The 16,744-nt window shown below is 63.0% G+C and carries 19 protein-coding genes and 1 pseudogene; 11 read left to right on the forward strand and 9 right to left on the reverse strand.

The window, feature by feature from the left end; genetic code table 11:
* Positions 1–49 precede the first annotated feature (49 nt).
* On the forward strand, positions 50–277 hold the full coding sequence (locus NCT05_RS25040) for a hypothetical protein (protein ID WP_250503410.1): 228 nt from the start codon (positions 50–52) through the stop codon (positions 275–277).
* A 9-nt stretch (positions 278–286) separates the two neighbouring features.
* Here NCT05_RS25040 and NCT05_RS25045 read toward each other — a convergent pair whose 3' ends face one another.
* Together NCT05_RS25045 and NCT05_RS25050 are read right to left on the reverse strand one after the other, a co-directional pair.
* Positions 287–1,045, reverse strand: coding sequence for a TetR/AcrR family transcriptional regulator (locus NCT05_RS25045; RefSeq protein ID WP_175982681.1), 759 nt, complete (start codon positions 1,043–1,045; stop codon positions 287–289).
* Positions 1,042–2,400, reverse strand: a complete 1,359-nt coding sequence (locus NCT05_RS25050) for a trypsin-like serine peptidase (protein WP_250503411.1) — start codon at positions 2,398–2,400, stop codon at positions 1,042–1,044. Before NCT05_RS25050 ends, NCT05_RS25045 begins: the two co-directional genes overlap by 4 nt.
* 1,201 nt (positions 2,401–3,601) lie before the next feature.
* On the opposite strand from NCT05_RS25050, the gene NCT05_RS25055 reads away from it, so the two are divergent.
* Complete coding sequence (locus tag NCT05_RS25055) at positions 3,602–3,841, forward strand: hypothetical protein (protein ID WP_250503420.1); 240 nt, start codon at positions 3,602–3,604, stop codon at positions 3,839–3,841.
* 44 nt (positions 3,842–3,885) lie between these two features.
* Here the strand turns inward: NCT05_RS25055 and NCT05_RS36840 are convergent, their stop codons facing one another.
* Positions 3,886–4,476, reverse strand: a complete 591-nt coding sequence (locus tag NCT05_RS36840) for a hypothetical protein (protein WP_284507568.1) — start codon at positions 4,474–4,476, stop codon at positions 3,886–3,888.
* A gap of 210 nt (positions 4,477–4,686) precedes the next feature.
* Here NCT05_RS36840 and NCT05_RS25065 point away from each other — a divergent pair, with 210 nt between their 5' ends.
* A complete protein-coding gene (locus NCT05_RS25065) occupies positions 4,687–5,433 on the forward strand; it encodes an SDR family NAD(P)-dependent oxidoreductase (RefSeq protein WP_250503412.1) in 747 nt (248 codons plus the stop codon).
* A gap of 10 nt (positions 5,434–5,443) precedes the next feature.
* Here NCT05_RS25065 and NCT05_RS25070 read toward each other — a convergent pair whose 3' ends face one another.
* Positions 5,444–6,130 (reverse strand): CBS domain-containing protein, encoded by a 687-nt coding sequence (locus NCT05_RS25070; RefSeq protein WP_008349162.1) that lies wholly within the window; start codon positions 6,128–6,130, stop codon positions 5,444–5,446.
* Positions 6,131–6,248: 118 nt separating this feature from the next.
* On the opposite strand from NCT05_RS25070, the gene NCT05_RS25075 reads away from it, so the two are divergent.
* The 3 genes from NCT05_RS25075 to NCT05_RS25085 all read left to right on the forward strand — a co-directional run bounded on the left by NCT05_RS25075 (position 6,249) and on the right by NCT05_RS25085 (position 8,976).
* Entirely contained in the window at positions 6,249–6,635 is a 387-nt protein-coding gene (locus NCT05_RS25075) for a hypothetical protein (protein ID WP_250503413.1), read from the forward strand.
* Positions 6,636–7,184: 549 nt separating this feature from the next.
* Positions 7,185–8,282, forward strand: coding sequence for a glycosyl hydrolase (locus NCT05_RS25080; protein WP_175982103.1), 1,098 nt, complete (start codon positions 7,185–7,187; stop codon positions 8,280–8,282).
* Positions 8,283–8,700: 418 nt separating this feature from the next.
* The gene (locus NCT05_RS25085) at positions 8,701–8,976 is read left to right on the forward strand and encodes a ferredoxin reductase domain-containing protein (RefSeq protein WP_250503414.1); all 276 of its coding nucleotides are present in this window, start codon (positions 8,701–8,703) and stop codon (positions 8,974–8,976) included.
* Positions 8,977–8,985: 9 nt separating this feature from the next.
* On the opposite strand, the gene NCT05_RS25090 is transcribed toward NCT05_RS25085, so the two are convergent.
* On the reverse strand, positions 8,986–9,639 hold the full coding sequence (locus tag NCT05_RS25090; RefSeq protein WP_175982102.1) for an HAD family hydrolase: 654 nt from the start codon (positions 9,637–9,639) through the stop codon (positions 8,986–8,988).
* A 155-nt stretch (positions 9,640–9,794) separates the two neighbouring features.
* On the opposite strand from NCT05_RS25090, the gene NCT05_RS25095 reads away from it, so the two are divergent.
* The 5 genes from NCT05_RS25095 to NCT05_RS25115 all read left to right on the forward strand — a co-directional run bounded on the left by NCT05_RS25095 (position 9,795) and on the right by NCT05_RS25115 (position 14,952).
* On the forward strand, positions 9,795–11,021 hold the full coding sequence (locus tag NCT05_RS25095; protein ID WP_008349167.1) for an FAD-dependent monooxygenase: 1,227 nt from the start codon (positions 9,795–9,797) through the stop codon (positions 11,019–11,021).
* Position 11,022: 1 nt separating this feature from the next.
* Positions 11,023–11,778 (forward strand): maleate cis-trans isomerase family protein, encoded by a 756-nt coding sequence (locus NCT05_RS25100; protein ID WP_275445957.1) that lies wholly within the window; start codon positions 11,023–11,025, stop codon positions 11,776–11,778.
* Between the two features lie 674 nt (positions 11,779–12,452).
* Positions 12,453–13,268, forward strand: a complete 816-nt coding sequence (locus tag NCT05_RS25105; RefSeq protein ID WP_250503415.1) for an alpha/beta fold hydrolase — start codon at positions 12,453–12,455, stop codon at positions 13,266–13,268.
* Positions 13,269–13,285: 17 nt separating this feature from the next.
* Positions 13,286–14,326: a 2,5-dihydroxypyridine 5,6-dioxygenase NicX family protein gene (locus NCT05_RS25110; protein WP_250503416.1), complete on the forward strand. Its 1,041-nt coding sequence runs from the start codon at positions 13,286–13,288 to the stop codon at positions 14,324–14,326.
* Entirely contained in the window at positions 14,323–14,952 is a 630-nt protein-coding gene (locus NCT05_RS25115; RefSeq protein ID WP_250503417.1) for an isochorismatase family protein, read from the forward strand. Before NCT05_RS25110 ends, NCT05_RS25115 begins: the two co-directional genes overlap by 4 nt.
* Here the strand turns inward: NCT05_RS25115 and NCT05_RS25120 are convergent.
* The 4 genes and pseudogenes from NCT05_RS25120 to NCT05_RS25135 all read right to left on the reverse strand — a co-directional run.
* Entirely contained in the window at positions 14,918–15,256 is a 339-nt protein-coding gene (locus NCT05_RS25120) for a hypothetical protein (protein WP_008349173.1), read from the reverse strand. The two genes, NCT05_RS25115 and NCT05_RS25120, sit on opposite strands and share 35 nt — an antisense overlap.
* 165 nt (positions 15,257–15,421) lie before the next feature.
* Positions 15,422–15,640 (reverse strand): hypothetical protein, encoded by a 219-nt coding sequence (locus NCT05_RS25125; protein ID WP_008349174.1) that lies wholly within the window; start codon positions 15,638–15,640, stop codon positions 15,422–15,424.
* Positions 15,641–15,719: 79 nt separating this feature from the next.
* Positions 15,720–16,463 (reverse strand): acetoacetyl-CoA reductase, encoded by a 744-nt coding sequence (phbB, locus tag NCT05_RS25130; protein ID WP_008349175.1) that lies wholly within the window; start codon positions 16,461–16,463, stop codon positions 15,720–15,722.
* 131 nt (positions 16,464–16,594) lie between these two features.
* Positions 16,595–16,744: pseudogene (locus NCT05_RS25135) on the reverse strand (acetyl-CoA C-acetyltransferase); the annotation flags it as partial.

A 16,744-nucleotide genomic window follows, 5' to 3' on the forward strand; every position in this document is an offset into this window, starting at 1 on the left:
CGCACGACGCGCGGTCCGCATCATCTCTTTGAAACGACAGGAAGCAAAGATGAGTCAGGAACTGGAAGTGTTGACCGGCAAGCTGCATGGCCTCACCGCCGCGCTCAGCGTGATCGCGGCGGCGTTGCCGCAACAGGCATCGGCGGATGTACAGGAAACATTGCGCGACATGATCGGCGAAACGGCATCGTCGGACTTGCCCGGCGCGACGCTCGCATCGATGCATTCGACCATCGCGCAAGTGCTCGAGTCGATGGAAATCGGTTTGCGGCGCTGAACCTTGCTTTTATGCGGCGCGTGCGGAGCGCGTCGTCTTCGGCTTCGCGACCTTCTTCGCGCTGGCCGGAGATGACGCGCTCGCCTGCGCCTCCAGACCGCCGACGATGAAGTTCGTCAACTGCTCCAGCGTTTCGTTCGCGTCCCACGGATCGCACGCGCCCTTGGCGAGCACGTCGAGACGATGCGTGTCGGAGAACGCGTAGAGATATGCGCCGATCATCATGGTCACACGCCAGTAGAGATCTTTCGCGGGCAGGCCGGGCAGCGCGGCGCGCAGCGCTTCGACGTAGGCATCGGTCGAATCGCCGTAAGCGGTGCTGCGCAGGCTGTACGAGATTTCGGGCGGCTCCGTGTGCAGGCGCGCCTGCAGACGAATGAACGCGCGGCCGCCGTCCGTCTTGCGCAGCGCGACGAGCGGCAGCAGAAACGCGCGCACGATATCGCGCACGTTCGCCTCTTTTCCATCGATCAGTTCATTGAGCAGCGTCACGCGCTCTTCGGAGATCAGCATCGCGCGGCGCAGGAACACCTGCTCGAAAAGCTGCTGCTTGGTGCCGAAGTAATACGTGATGAGCGCCTGCGTGACGCCGCACGACGCGGCCACTTCCTTGAGCGATGTGCCCGCGTAACCGCGCTGCGAGAAATCGACCTCGGCTGCGTCGAGGATGTTCTCACGTTGATTGATATTGCCCGCCGGGCGGCCAAGCCGCTTGCGCTTGCTCGATGCGCCGTGTGCGCGGACGTGAGTGGTGTCGTCTTTCGTCATGCCTGAGCGATGCTGCCGATGAAGTGAGAAGCCGGTTCGCTTCGTATTCTACGGGCGTTTGAGGCATGCTCCAGCGAATTCGTCGGAAAAGGCGAAGTGGCCCGCGCGCCGTTCGAAGCGAACGGGCCACCGCGACCGGCCCAGTTGCAATATCCCTGCGATGCGTACGTGCCGCCGCCCGGCGCGGCGGTCGAACACAGCGTGTTCAGCAGCGACGCGATGTTGCCTGCTCCGTAATTGCCATAAGTCGCGTTCGGATACTGCGTGTTCTGACGGAACTGCGACGCATAGTTGTCCTTGATCGCGTTCGGATCGGACGAGCCCCAGGACGTCACGCCGATGATCGACAGATTCGACGCATTGCCGATGACCGCGCCCCCGGAAAGCACGGCATCGCGCGGCCTGAAGTTGACGATCCACGGTCCGCCGCTCGCGCCGCTCGTGAGATTGCTGCCCTGCCAGAGTTGCGATGCGCCGCTCACGGTCGTCGTATAGGCCGGGCCATCGGTGCGCTGCATGATCGCGCCGCCGTCGAGCAAGGTCGGATAGCCGAAGGTCGTGACGGCGGCCGTCTGAAGATTCCCGGTCTTCGGCGACGATATGAAGGAATAGTTGTTCCAGCCATAGCTCAAATAGCCGGTGATATCGCCGATAAACTGATTCGACGCGTTCTTCGCGATCGCGATGACGGCGATGTCGTTGTTGCGCGCCGAGCCCGAGCCGGTATCGGTGCCGTTCGCCCACGCCGATGGCCGCACGAGTGCCGCCCAGTTCCACGTTCCATAAGGCGCGATCTGAGCAGACGTGGCGCCGGACGCGCCGTAGTGTCCGGGGCGGAATTGCCAGTTCGAGAACAGCGAACTTCCGCTGCCGAAGCTCTGGATGCAGTGCGCCGCCGTGACGATCACACTTCTGCGAATCAGGCTCGCGGTGCAGTAGCCGGCGCTGAAGGTGAGCTTGCCGATCGCCCGATACGGATACGTCGTGCTGAGATAGTTCGCGCTCGTGGTGCCCGCCGCGCTCTGGTTGCCGTCCTGCACGCGGCCGGTCGAATAGGGTATGCCGAAGGTGCCATACGCTCTCGTCTGCGCATTGCTCACGATGCCGGCCGGCGTGTTGACGCCCGGCGTATAAGGCCCGGCGCTGGTTTCCGGCATGATCGCGGATGTGTCCGGCGGCGCGAGCACATTGACGACCGGCTTAAGATTCGACAGATCCGCCGGCGCCTCGCGCGATGCCGCCGGATTCGGATTCACCACGGCTTCGTCGTCTGCATGAGCGACGCCTGCGCTCGCCATCGACAGAGCGACAAGCGCCGTCGCCTCCACGCACGCGACTCGTTTCGATCTCTTCATGACACCCTCCGGTTGAAAGATACGATGTGTCGGCTGACGCATCGATCCGCCGTTCTTTGGTATTCCTAAGTCTTATGAAAAACACTGGGCCGGCTTGTCGATCTTGCGTTCGTGTTCTGATTCGTCGGATGCTTGGCTGCGCGCTTTGCTTCGACGAATGCGCGCGCGTCTATGCAATAGATCAGGAAAGCGAACGATAAATAACTCTAGTTCAAATTTGCGCCAATCTCGATCCCGGTCTTTGATCAGCGGATAGAGACGATATCCCCGTCCGATTGACCGGTCGTGCGCTTGGAGTGCGGTCTACGGCACAGAGCGCGTTTGACGCTTCGCATCCATACAGATAGCCTACATTCACCTTTCTACGGAAGCCAGCAACGGGTGCGCGAAACGCGTGACATTCGGCATCGCGAAGATTCATCGACATGCGATGCATCTGCTGGCTGGCCGCCGCGCCTGCGCGCGATTCTGACGTGCAAGACCGGGACGAGCGTATGAACTTACGACGCTTCCGGCCGTCCGCAAACGTTCTCTGAGCGCTCGCGCACTGCGCGAAATGACGACGCCCTCGCGTCCGGTTAATTACCGCACAGAACGCACCGTACAGCCTGTCATTCTTGCCCCACATCGCGTTCGACTCTGCATCCGACGCGTGGCGAAGAAACACTACAAGGGGCACAAATGAGCAATCCTAAAAAATTCAAATTGAATACTGCGATCAAACTCAGCGTCATCGTGATCGCGGCGGCCATGTCGAATTTCGCGTCCGCGCAAACGACGGGGAATCCTTGCAACCAGACTTCCGAGGGATGCGTGCCGCTCGGCACGAGCGCCGTGATGATGGTTGCGGCGGCGGACTCGCAGACGCGTGTATCGCCGACGACGGATCCGACCGTCGAAACGGTGTCGGCGGTCGTGCCGTTGCTCGAGGGCGGTCGCGGTGGCGAGGGATCGCCTGGAGCGGCTTCGGGCGGCGGAAATTCGAGTGGCTCGGGATCGGGTGCGGGTGCGGGTGCGGGCGCGGGCGGCGGTCAAGGCTCGTCCAGCAGCGGTCCGGGCGCGACGGCGGGGGCTGGCGGAAGCACGAGCGGCGGAGGCACCGGAACCGGCACAGGATCGGGTGGAACAGGTAACGGCAGTCAGGGCGCTGGAGATTCCGGTGGCGACTCCGGCGGGGACTCGGGCGGCGATTCGAGTGGACATGGGCACCATGGTCACGGGCACGGGCATGGCGATGGCGATGGTGACGGCGACGGCGATGGGCATGGCCACGGTCATGGACATGGCCACGGCGATGGTGACGGTGATGGCCACGGTCATGGTCATGGCGATGGCCACGGCGATGGTCATGGTGACGGACACGGTGATGGCCACGGCGATGGTCATGGTGATGGCCACGGCGACGGACACGGTGATGGCCACGGGGATGGACACGGCGTAGGGCATGGCGACGGTCACGGCGATGGTCATGGTGACGGCCACGGCCTAGGTCACGGCGATGGCCATGGCGACGGCCACGGCGATGGTCATGGCGACGGCGGTCATGGCGGAGTTGGTCACGGAGACGGCGGTCATGGCGACGGCGGCCATGGCAACGGTTCGCCTGGCGGCCACGGTAGCGGTAACGGCAATGGCGGCGCAGCCGGTGGTCACGGTGGCGGCGGTCAAGGCGGTGGCAACGGCGGCAATGGCGGCGGCGGTCACGGCGGTGGTGGAAGCGGCGGCGGTAGCGGCGGCGGTAGCGGTGGCGGCGGCGGTCACGGTGGCGGCGGCGGTCACGGTGGTGGCGGCAACGGCGGCGGTGGCGGCAACGGCGGCGGTGGCGGCGGTCACGGCGGTGGTGGAAACGGCGGTGGTGGCAGCGGCGGTGGCGGCAATGGCGGCGGCGGTCACGGTGGCGGCAACGGCGGTGGCGGCAACGGCGGCGGCGGTCACGGCGGTGGCGGCAACGGCGGCGGCAACGGCGGCGGCGGTCACGGTGGTGGCGGCAACGGCGGTGGCGGCAACGGTGGCGGCGGCAGTGGCGGCAACGGCGGCGGCGGCAACGGCGGCGGTCACGGCGGCGGTGGCGGTCACGGTGGCGGCGGAGGCCACGGCGGCCGGTAACTTGGCAGCATGGCGCAAGGAAGAACCGATGCTCTTAACCCGGCATCGGTTTTTTCCTTTACTTGCCGTGAGCGCCTCGCGCGTATCCGCGATACCCGATCATCGATCGCATCGCGATCAGCGAAATCATCACGACGCGCGCAAACTGGGCCCTTCTCACCCATGACGAAGGATCGCGCCATGCCCTCTCACACTCTCGATCTGAACGGCCGCGTCGCGCTCGTGACGGGCGGCTCACGCGGCATCGGTCGCGCGATTTCGCTCGCTCTCGGCGCATCCGGTGCATCGGTAGCGGTGAACTATCGGCAGCGCGAAAACGAGGCCACCGGCGTGGTCGCGGAAATCGAGCGCAGCGGCAATCGCGCGATCGCGGTACGCGCCGACGTGTCGACAGGCAACGACGTCACCGCGATGATCGACGACATCGTTCAACGCCTCGGCCACATCGACATCTTGGTGAACAACGCGGGCACAGCGACGATGATCGATATCGACGATCTCACCGAAGCCGAGTTCGACCGCACGCTCGCCGTCAATCTGAAGTCGGCGTTTCTCTGCACGCAAGCCGTGCTCAACGGCATGCGCGCGCGGCGCTGGGGACGCATCGTCAATCTGTCGTCGGCGGCGGCGCGCGGGCCGGGTCTGGTGGGCGTTCACTACAACGCATCGAAGGCGGGCCTCGAAGGTCTGACGCGCGGTTACGCCGCACGGCTCGCGCGCGATGGCATCACCGTCAACGCCGTCGCGCCCGGACCGATCGACACCGAAATGGCCGAACCGCTCAAGGCGTCGAATGTTGCGGAGCGGCTGCCCGTCGGGCGGCTCGGAGAAGCGGACGAAGTCGTGGACGTCGTGATGACGCTAATCGGCAACGCGTTCATCACCGGACAGACGATTCCGGTGAACGGCGGCGCCAGCTTCATCTGAAGAGACGCTGCTACACCCTCGGCGGGCCGACGTGCGTGACGACTTCCTTCACGCCCGGCGCGTTTTCGGCCGCGACGCGAACGGCCTTCGCTTCGTCGTCGTTCGTGACCGTCATCCACAGATGCACGGTCCCGTTTTCGACGATGACGTTCTCGCGAGCGAGCGCCCACGGATGGCCCGACATCGCCGCGATGACCGCCTCGCGGATCGAGTGATCGGTGATATCGGCATCGACGGGCAACTCGGGCGCCATTGTGACGAGCGCGCGAATCAGATTGGCGCGGCTCACGACACCGACCACCTTGCCGTCGCGCAGCACCGGCACGCGCTTGATGCGCTTGCGTTCGAGCAGCTCGGCGATGTCGGCGACGGGGCATGTTTCGCTCACGGTCGCGACGTCGGTGGTCATCACGTCGCTGACCTTGCGCGCGTGCTCCTTGACATACTGGCTCGCCAGTTCGCGCGTGGATGCAACGAGTTCGAGCCACCACGCGCGCTGCTTGACGCCGGTCCCGATCTCCGCGCGATGCATCAGGTCGCCCTCGGTGACGATGCCGAGCAGGTTGCCCTCCTCGTCGATCACAGGCATGCCGCTGATGCCGGCGAATACCATCGTGCCCGCGGCCTGGCGCACGGACATATCGGGACTGGCGGAAACGATCGATGTCGTCATGATGTCGGCAGCTCGCACGTTCATCTCCCTCTGAAAAGACAGTGGCGTTATGGATAAGCGTTATGGTGCCTGCGGCGTCGGGTCGTCGTCCGGCCGGCGCGTGCGTCGAGCTTGATACAGGTCAACGGTCAGAATGCGCGCGATGAAGAAACGGAACCGCCCTCTCGCACCGCTGCTCGCGATGCGAACCCATCATCGGGAGCTTGATGAACGATACAACAGAACGCGCTGCGATACCGATCTCAAGTATGCGCTCACGCGGTTCGAGCTGAAGGTCGAACCCGCGCTCTTCGGCCTGCGCACGATCATGGACGAATCCGTCGAGATTTGCGCGAATCGCAGGCGCACTGCAGAAACGGTCATTCTTCCCGCCGTCGAGTGCCATCTATCGGAATTCGACCAGGCACCCATCGACGCAGCACTCGAATCTCGGCCCGACGCTTCCGCGATGCAACATCGAAGGAGAGCGCCGGGAGTTCTGTACCGCCTGATAACAGAGGCCGTCAGAGCCGTCGGGAGAATTTACTGACTCCGAACTCGAATCCGAAGAAGTAAGTTTTTCTGCCACCGCAACGCCGCAGCAGATTTTTTTACTGTGACAGACGTTTACATTCATCTCATAAGACGATAACCTTGCAGCCGTTGATCAGGTTTCGGCAACGGTTGCCGAGGTAGCGGAATAACTCCGAAACGATTCGGCAAGTTTGACTGCAAACGCGCAAACGTTACCTATCCGACGACGATGCCTTCGAACTGAGCAGGTTTGTCATTTCGTAAGGCCCACGAGAGCGAACGCAATCGTTTGCTCGACTCAGCCATCCAGAGCGCCTGCTGCATCGCGCAATGGACCCAGCAGTGAATCCGTGCCGTTCAGTCTGTCCTTTAGCGCCTAACTTCGGCGTCGAGCAAACAGTCTGTCCTGAGCATGTAGTTTGGATGACTAACGAGTGTCATTTCGACGACAAACGGATCAGACGATCGCCACGTTTCCGAGTGGCATCGTGAATCACTGAAGAGGTCCGGGCAGCATTCTGGGTTTTACGAGCCTTACGCAAGTACATTAGTACCACTAAACACAATGACGAACCTTAACCAGACCTCGCTTCGTAACTTCAACGTTTTCTCGGCCCGCAAGGCCGCAGCGATCGCCACGGCAGCGCTTACGAGCGTGCTGCTCGCCGCGTGCGGCGGCGGCGGTGAAACCGCGTTCGACGACGCGACTGCCAAGAGCGCCGCCGCTCCGGAATCGACGGCGAAAGCGGCGACGAGCACGTCGATCTTCTACGGCGCGAACGGCCGCAACACGAACGGCGGCGCGTACGACTCGACGCCCGTGGCGACGCAGCTCGCGCAACTGAAGGACATCGGCGCGACGATCTATCGTAACGACGTATACAACCTGGCGTCGGCGAAGGTCATCGCGAAGATGGCGCAGACGATGGCGGCGAGCGGCGTGACCGTGTATCCCGTGATCCTGCTCGGCACCGGCTTCAGCAACGAACAGGATGCGTACAACGCGGCCTACACGCTCGGCGCGCAAGTCGCGAGCACGTACAAGTACAAGTACTACGAAGTCGGCAACGAACTCGAAGCGACGGCGCTGAACGGCAACGTCGACGGCACGAGCTGGACGCATTACAAGAATCAGCCCTACGTCGTCGCGCGCGGCGTGATCCGCGGTCTCATCGCCGGCGTGAAGTCGAAGGACAGCACGGCGAAGATTGTCGTCAACGGAACGTGGCTGCACTACGCGTTCTTCCAAATGCTGATGGACGGCTCGCAGCCGGACGGCACCCGCGGCCACCCGACGGTTAGCTGGGACATCACCGCATGGCACTGGTATTCGGATCAGGGCAACATGACGCGCGCATGCGGCGGCACGGGTTGTTACGACATGCTCGGCGTTCTCCATTCGTTCGGCAAGCCGGTGTGGCTCAGCGAATTCGGCGTGCGTCCGAACTACGGCACGGATCAGCAGATCGCGAACTACATGGTCGGCAGCATGATGATGGCGCAGTACCAGAGCGTCGCATCGAAGTACAACATCCAGTCGATCCAGGCGTTCGAGCTCTATGACGACAACGAAGGCAACTTCGGGCTGATGAAGTCCGACGGTCAGACGACGAAGCCCGCTTACTGGTCGTACAAGAACTTCGTTGCGACCCACCCGATGTAATTGCGCGGGGCAAGTCACCCCGTTTAACTGACCCAACGATCAACGAGCGACCCACAGTGGTCGCTCGTTGCGTTTTGAGCCCTTAAAACAGGCGGTTTCCTTATCGGCGCGGCCGTATGACTGGTATTCCGTCATGGCGGCTTGTCGGCGGCTGCGGTCCACCCTACTCTGACTGCGAGCCTGCCCCGACGATCACCGCCGGGTTTGGCCATCCCATTCGATCCATACACTGCCTCATCTTCCGTTCTCGGAGGATGCCGGTCCTATTGGAGAAGATATGCGCGACAACCTGATTCCGGTCATCGAACGCGACGTGCTCAAAGAGCGCGTGTGATCCATTCTTTATTGCGGTGAATCCGGCGCCGCGTCGATCGTCGGAATCGCGAAGCGGCTCGCGTCGGCGGGCAGGCACTTCGAAGTGCACCACTTCGCGCGAGCGGCCGACCACGCGATGTTCGTCGATGAATTCGACGCACTGCGCGAGCACGGCAAGATCTACCATCATCTGGACCTGACCGATGATCTCTTCGCACAGGAAAGCGCCTTCACCATGAGTCCGACGCGCGCTTGCACGCAAATCTACTGCAGCGGACCGCCCGCGTTCACGGATCTGGTCGAGCGTCAGGCGCGAGAATGGGTGCACGCCTCGAACATCCACAAGATCGTGCTCAACGATCTCGCTGCGCGCAACTGACGCAAGCCGTCAAAGCGCCGCGGGATCGAGACCCAGCGCCTCTGCCAACTCGCGCGGCGAGCGCACGACCTGCGCTTCCCTGGGGAAAAGCGCGGCGCCTTCATCGTCGAAAGGCCATGCCAGAACGCGCATATGCGCCGCGATGGCGGCACGCGCGCCGGTCGGACTGTCCTCGACTGCGATCACTTCCTCGGGCGTGAGCCGTAAGAGCCACGCCGCGCGCTCGTACGGCTCGGGACTCGGCTTGCCGTTGCGAACATCGTTGACGCTGATGCTCACGAGCGAAGGCTCTTCGATACCGAGCGCACGCAGATTCGCTTCGAGCAGCATGCGCGATGCATTCGACACGATCGCCTGCGTGATGCCCGCGGCCTTCGCGGCGCGATACACCTCCAGCGCGCCGGGACGCGGCACGAGCGCGGGCGCATTCTCCAGATACGTCCGCGCGCGAAACATCGACCAATCCGCGAAGTCGACCGTCAAGCCGAAGCGCTCACGACACAGCGCATGCACCTCCCGCCCCGTCTTGCCGAAGACGAGCGGATGCATCTCCTCGCCCGCCTCCACGCCATGCCGCGCGAGCGCAGCGATCAACGTCTTCAGATGCAGCGACTCGCTTTCCGCGAGCGTGCCGTCCATGTCCCACAAAATCGCCTTGATCAAAGCCTGACTCTTCCTTGTCGTATGCGGACGGTCGCCGCGAAATGGGCGCAGCCTATCACGCCGTCACGAGCATCGTCATTGCCGTTGCATTTATTTATACGGCCATATAATATCGACATCAATCCATACGACTCAATCTTCGGAAGGACGAGATCATGAGCAGAACACTTCGCGTCGGCGTTGTCGGCGGCGGAATCGGCGGGGTCGCATTGACCGGCGCGCTCGCGCGGCACGGCATCGAGGTGCGGCTTTTCGAGCGCGCGGGCGTTTTCGGCGATGTCGGCGCGGGCATCCAGATGACGCCCAATGCGGTGAAGGTGCTGCAGGCGCTCGGCATCGGCGATGCGCTGCGCGATGTCGCGTTCGTGCCGCAAGCGATCGTCGGGCGCAACTGGGAGACCGCGCGCGAGAACTTCCGCATTCCGCTCGCTTCGGAATGCCCGAAGCTGTATGGCGCGCCGTTCTATCACGTGCATCGCGCGGATCTGCATCGCCTGCTGACGACGCTCGTGCCCGCCGATGCCGCGCGTCTGTCGACGAGTTGCATCGACATTCGGCAGGAGAGGGACGCCGCCGTCGCCGTCTTCGACGATGGCAGCGAATTCGAAGCGGACGTGATCGTCGGCGCCGACGGCGTGCGTTCCATCGTGCGCTCGAAGCTCTTCGGCGACGAAGCGCCGCGCTTCACGGGCAACATGTGCTTCCGCGCCGTCGTGCCCTTCGATGAGACGCCCGAATTTGTGAGTCCGGATTCGTCGTTCTGGCTCGGGCCGCACGCGCATGTCGTCACGTATTACGTGCGTGGCGGCGCGGCGGTGAACATCGTCGCGGTCGCGGAGACGCAGAGCTGGGTCGAGGAATCGTGGAACGCGAAGTCGAGCCGTGAGGAATTGCTCGACGCGTTCGAAGGCTGGCATCCGAATTTGCAGCGTCTTTTCGAGCGCGCGGAATCGGTCTTCAAATGGGGCTTGTTCGATCGCGATCCGATGCGGACTTGGTCGCGTGGCAACGTCACATTGCTCGGCGACGCCGCGCATCCGATGTTGCCGTTTCTCTCGCAAGGCGCGGCGATGGCAATCGAAGATGGCTACGTGCTCGCGCAATCGCTCGCGGCGCATGGCACGGACATCGCGCACGCATTGGGCGACTACGAGGCCGAACGTCTGCCGCGCACGAGCCGCGTGCAACTCGAATCGCGCGAGCGGGGCCGCACGTATCACTTGCCGAGCGCGTTCGCGCAGAGAAAGCGCGATCTCATCTACAAGTTCAAGTCGTATCTGAATCCGCAGGCGTCGGGCATTCAGGCCAACTGGGTCTATGCGTACAACGCAACGGATTTCGCGCCGCGCGCGGCTGTGTCCAACGTTTCAGCGGAGGTTTGAGATGCCGGGAAAGGTTTATCGCATCGGGCAGATCGTCCCGAGTTCGAATACGACGATGGAAACCGAAATTCCGGCGATGCTGACTGCGCGTCAATCCATCGAACCGGAGCGTTTCACCTTTCATTCGAGCCGCATGCGGATGAAGAAGGTCGTGAAGGAAGAGCTCGCCGCGATGGATGCTGAGTCGGACCGCTGCGCCGTCGAGCTTTCCGATGCGCGCGTCGATGTGCTGGGTTATGCGTGTCTCGTCGCGATCATGGCGATGGGGCGCGGTTATCACCGCGTATCGCAGGCGCGTTTGACCCGGCATACGGCTGCGAATGGCGGCGAGGCGCCGGTTGTGACGAGCGCTGGTGCTTTGGTCGATGCGTTGAAGGTGATGAAGGCGAAACGCGTCGTCGTGGTGGCGCCTTATATGAAGGCGCTGACTGAGCTTGTGGTCGACTATATTCGAAGCGAAGGGTTCGATGTCATCGACTATCGCGCGCTCGAGATTCCCGACAATCTCGATGTGGCGCGGCATGATCCGGTTCTTCTGCCCGCTATCGTGCAGTCGATGCGCTATCAGGACGCTGATGTCGTCGTTCTCTCCGCTTGCGTGCAGATGCCGTCTTTGTCCGTTGTGCCGATGGTCGAGGCGTTGACCGGGAAGCCCGTCGTGACTGCTGCAATCGCTACTACTTTTGCGATGTTGTCTCAGCTTGGGCTCAAGCGGGTTGTGCCCGGGGCCGGGGCTTTATTGTCTGGGGCTTTTTGATTTTTTTTCTTCGCCGGATCCCGTTTTCGCGTCGGTCTATTAGCGTTGCCCCTGTGCGGGGCGGCACTCACTTTCTTTGCTGCTGCAAAGAAAGTAAGCAAAGAAAGCAGCTCGTTAAGCCCGCGGTCACACGCAATTTGGGTAGTCCTCTCGTCCCCGGTGGCACTCGCCTAAAGAGTGCCCTCATCACAATAACGGGGCTTGGCTCGCGCACGGTCCGCCGCCCGAAAACGCTGAGGACACTGGTTCAGCACGAAAGAGCTTCGGCACAGCGCTACGCGCTGTCGCCGGGTCTGCAAGGGAAACCGGCGAGCGGCGAGTGCCGTGAGATGGAGGCGTTAGTAGAGAAGCACATGCATCCCCGATTGACCGGTCGGCCGCGAAGCGGGCTGGAGCTATTTGGTGCTGAACCAGCTTGTTGTGTGGTGCGATGTGGCAGACCGTGCGCGATCCAAGCCCGGTTGGGCCTATGAGGGCACTCTTTAGGCAGCCCACGAACGACGAGAGGACTACCCAAATTGCGTGTGACCGCGGGCGTATCAGTAGCTGCTTTCTTTGCTTACTTTCTTTGCAGCAGCAAAGAAAGTGAGTGCCGCCCCGCACAGGGGCAGTGCTAATAGACCGCCACGACAACGGGATCCGGCGAAAACGGAAGTAAACGAGAAAGACACACGATGAAATCGACCCTACTCTACGGCGCAAACATCAACGCAAACGGCATCCGCCAACACTATCTGCGCTACGGCGGGCCGCAAGCAACCCACGATGCCATCGTGCTAATCCCCGGCATCACGAGCCCGGCCATCACCTGGGGGTTCGTCGCCGAAACGCTAGCCCGCCACTTCGATACCTACGTGCTTGACGTCCGCGGCCGCGGCCTCTCCGAAGCCTCATCGACGCTCGATTACAGTCTCGACGCGCAAACCGCCGATCTCATCGCGTTCATCGAAGCGATCGGCCTAAAGCAAGCCAACGTGCTCGGCCATTCGATGGGCGCACGCATCGCCCTGCGCGCCGCACGGCAAACAAAGTCCATCGCGCGACTCGCGCTCATCGATCCGCCCGTGTCCGGCCCGGGCCGTCGCGCCTACCCCGCGCAACTCGCGTGGTACATCGATTCGATCGCGCTCGCACGCAAAGGCATCGACGTAGAAGGCATGCGCGCGTTCTGCCCGACGTGGACCGACGAGCAACTGCGCCTGCGCGCGCAATGGCTGCACACCTGCGATGAACGCGCGATCCGCGCGAGCTTCGAAGGCTTCCATACGGACGACATCCACGCCGACATGCCGCACGTCACGCAACCCACGCTGCTGATGTCAGCCGGCCGCGGCGACGTGATCCGCGATGAAGACATCGCAGAAATGCGCGATCTGATGCCGCAACTCGAAGTCGTGAAAGTGCCGAACGCAGGCCACATGATCCCGTGGGACGACGAACAAGGCTTCTATCGCGCGCTCGGTTCGTTCTTCGGCGCAACACTCACCTGAAACGTAGGCGACACATCATGCCAATCAGCGACCATCAACTGATTCAAGCGTGGAAAGAGGTGCTCACGCTGTCGCGCCTGAAAGCAGGCCAGACCGTGACGATCCTCACCGGCGCCGCAACGCATCCGCAAACGCTCGCCTGCGCCTTGATTGCGACGCAATCGATGGGCGCCATCGTCAACCGGCTCGATCTTCCGCCCGTCAACGGCGAGAAGGCGCTGAGCCGCGACGCCCTCGCCTATCTCGGCCAAACGCCGCTCACCGGAAACCGCGCGGCCATCGCGGCCCTCAAGGCAAGCGATCTCGTGCTCGATCTGATGACGCTGCTTTTTTCGCCCGAGCAACACGACATTCTCGCGTCGGGCACGAAGATCCTGCTCGCCGTCGAACCGCCCGAAGTGCTCGTTCGCATGACGCCGTCGCTCGACGACAGAAGGCGCGTGCTCGCCGCCGCGAAGCGCATCGAACAGGCGCGCGAGATGCGCGTCACATCGAAAGGGGGCACCGATCTGCGCTGTCCGCTCGGCGAGTTTCCGGCCATCGCCGAATATGGTTTCGTCGATGAACCCGGCCGCTGGGATCATTGGCCGAGCGGTTTCGCGCTCACTTTTCCGAACGAAGGCGGCGCGAACGGGCGCATCGTGATCGATCGCGGCGACATCCTTCTGCCGCAGAAGAGCTATTGCACGGAACCGGTCGTGCTGACCGTCGAAGGCGGCTACGCGCGCCGCATCGAAGGCGGCGTCGATGCCGATCTCCTGCGCGAATACATGCTCTCGTTCGACGACCCCGAAGCCTTCGCGATCTCGCACATCGGCTGGGGCCTGCAAAAGCGCGCGCACTGGTCGACGCTCGGTCTCTACGATCGCGAGGCGACGCTCGGCATGGACGCCCGCGCGTTCGACGGCAACTTCCTGTTCTCGCTCGGTCCGAACAACGAAGGCGGCGGCAAGCGCACGACGGCTTGCCATATCGACATCCCCTTGCGCCGCTGCACCGTCTCGCTCGACGGCGTGGACGTCGTGCGCGAAGGAAGAACCATCGAGGAAACGTCATGAACGACGAGGTTTATCAGCGGCAAGGTTTCGGCAACGACCTTCGCATCGAAGGCCGCATCGGACTGTTGATCGTCGACTTCGTGAACGGTTTCGCCAATCCGGACGTGTTCGGCGGCGGCAACATCGCGCAGGCGATCGAGCGCACGGTGCCGCTGCTGCGCGCGGCGCGTGAGTTGCGCTGGCCGATCGCGCATAGCCGCATTGTCTATGCCGATGACGACGCCGATGCCAACATCTTCTCGCTCAAAGTCCCCGGCATGCTGACGCTGAAAGAGCACGCGCACGACAGCGCGATCGTGCCGCAACTCGCGCCGGAAGACGGCGAGCTCGTCGTGCGCAAGAACGTGCCGTCGGCGTTCTTCGGCACGTCGCTCGCCGCGTGGCTCACCATGCGCGGCGTCACCACGCTCGCCGTCGCGGGCGCGGTGACGAGCGGCTGCGTGCGCGCGAGCGTCGTCGATGCGATGCAGTTCGGCTTTCGTCCCGTGGTGCTATCCGATTGCGTCGGCGATCGCGCGCTCGCGCCGCATGACGCCAACCTTTTCGATATGGCGCAGAAATACGCGGCCGTGATGTCGTCGGATGAATTGCTCAACCGCGCGCGTCGTTCTCCGGCACGCAGCTGAACGATACGGTCGATGTCTGCTCTTGAAGCGAGCGCACGCCGCTCGTCGCTTCCGACCGGATCGCGACGCGTTGCGCGCGCTGCTTGCAGTATTCGGAGGCGGCGTCCATCGCCGCGTTGCGCGCCGTCACCCACGACATGCGCGTGCCCGTCGCCTTGCCGGTGACGGTGTAGGTGTTGGGCTGCGCGCCGGCCGTGACGCCGTTCGTCGTGCCGCAGGCCGCGAGCAGACACGCGAGCGCGAGCGCGCCGAACGCGCCGAACCTGCGCGGCGTCGAAATCATCGATCTGATGTAAGAGAACATACTGGCGAACCGTGAATTTGAGATACGGCCGAATGGTACAAGCGGACGCGAATTTCTTCACGGATCAGAGGAATGACGCTGCACGACGGGGCCGAACAAGCGGCGGCGCGGGCCTTGCCTGCGCGCGTTTTCACGGTCGACCGCGTGCGCGCTTTGTTGCTCCGCTCAGGCCTGAGCGATGCGATCCAGCAGGCGTTGCAGGCGCGAATGCTGCGACGGCGCGAGTCCCGGTGTGGAAAGCGCCTGCACGACGCGTCCGCGCCAGTATGTCTTGGAGAAGAGCGAGTTCGCGCCTTCGAGGCTCAGCACTTGCTCGAGATGTTCGATCGCCGAATCGAGATGACCGACGCTATAAAGGAGTGCGCGCGCGCTGACGTTGTGCATGGCACGGGTGTTTCAGATGAAGATCGATTCGATGCGAACACGAAGCGGCGCGCGCTGACACACGCGCCGCTCGCGGACATCAGCTCATGTGCTGGCCGCCGTTGATCGCGATGTTCGAGCCGGTGACGAAGCCCGCGTCATCGGAGCACAGGAACGCGACGAGCGCCGCGACTTCCTCGGGCTTGCCGAGACGGCCCGCCGGAATCTGCGGAAGAATCTTCGTGTCGAGGATCTCCTGCGGAATCGCCGTCACCATCTTGGTCGCGAGATAGCCCGGCGAAATCGTGTTCACCGTCACGCCCTTCTTCGCGACTTCGAGCGCGAGCGACTTCGTGAAGCCGTGCATGCCCGCCTTCGCCGCCGAATAGTTCGTCTGGCCGATCTGACCTTTCGAGCCGTTCACCGACGAAATGTTGATGATGCGGCCAAAGCCGCGCGACACCATCTCTTCGCAGACCGGCTTCGTCATGTTGAAAACCGAGTCGAGGTTGGTGCGCAGCACGGAATCCCAGTTCACCTTCGTCATCTTCTTGAAGGTCGTGTCCTGGGTGATACCGGCGTTGTTCACGAGGATATCGATCGGGCCGACTTCAGCCTGGATCTTCGCCACGCAGTGCTGGGCGGAATCGTAATCGGCGACGTCCACGCCATACGCGCGGAAGTTGTAGCCCTGGCGGTCCATGCTCGCAAGCCATTCGCCGACCTTCGCGTTGCCCGGCGAATGCGTCACGACGACCGCGTAACCCGCGTCGTGCAGCTTCATGCTGATTGCTTCGCCCAGACCGCCCATGCCGCCCGTCACCACTGCGATTCGCTTAGTCATGCTGATACTCCTCGTCATTTCTCTCAGGTTAATGAATCTCGGAATGGCGCCGACGCGGCCATCTTGCCCAACGCTAATATTGTTTTGATGACGCGTCGGGACGCGCGCGCGGCGCCGTCGTACTGCATTCGTTACGGACGTTCCACCGCCAGCGCGACACCCATGCCGCCGCCGATGCACAGCGACGCCAGACCCTTCTTCGCGTCGCGCTTCTGCATTTCGTGCAGCAGCGTGACGAGAATCCGGCAGCCCGACGCGCCGATCGGATGACCGATCGCGAT

It is taken from the genome of Caballeronia sp. AZ7_KS35 (genome assembly GCF_023631045.1).
Taxonomy (GTDB): domain Bacteria; phylum Pseudomonadota; class Gammaproteobacteria; order Burkholderiales; family Burkholderiaceae; genus Caballeronia; species Caballeronia zhejiangensis.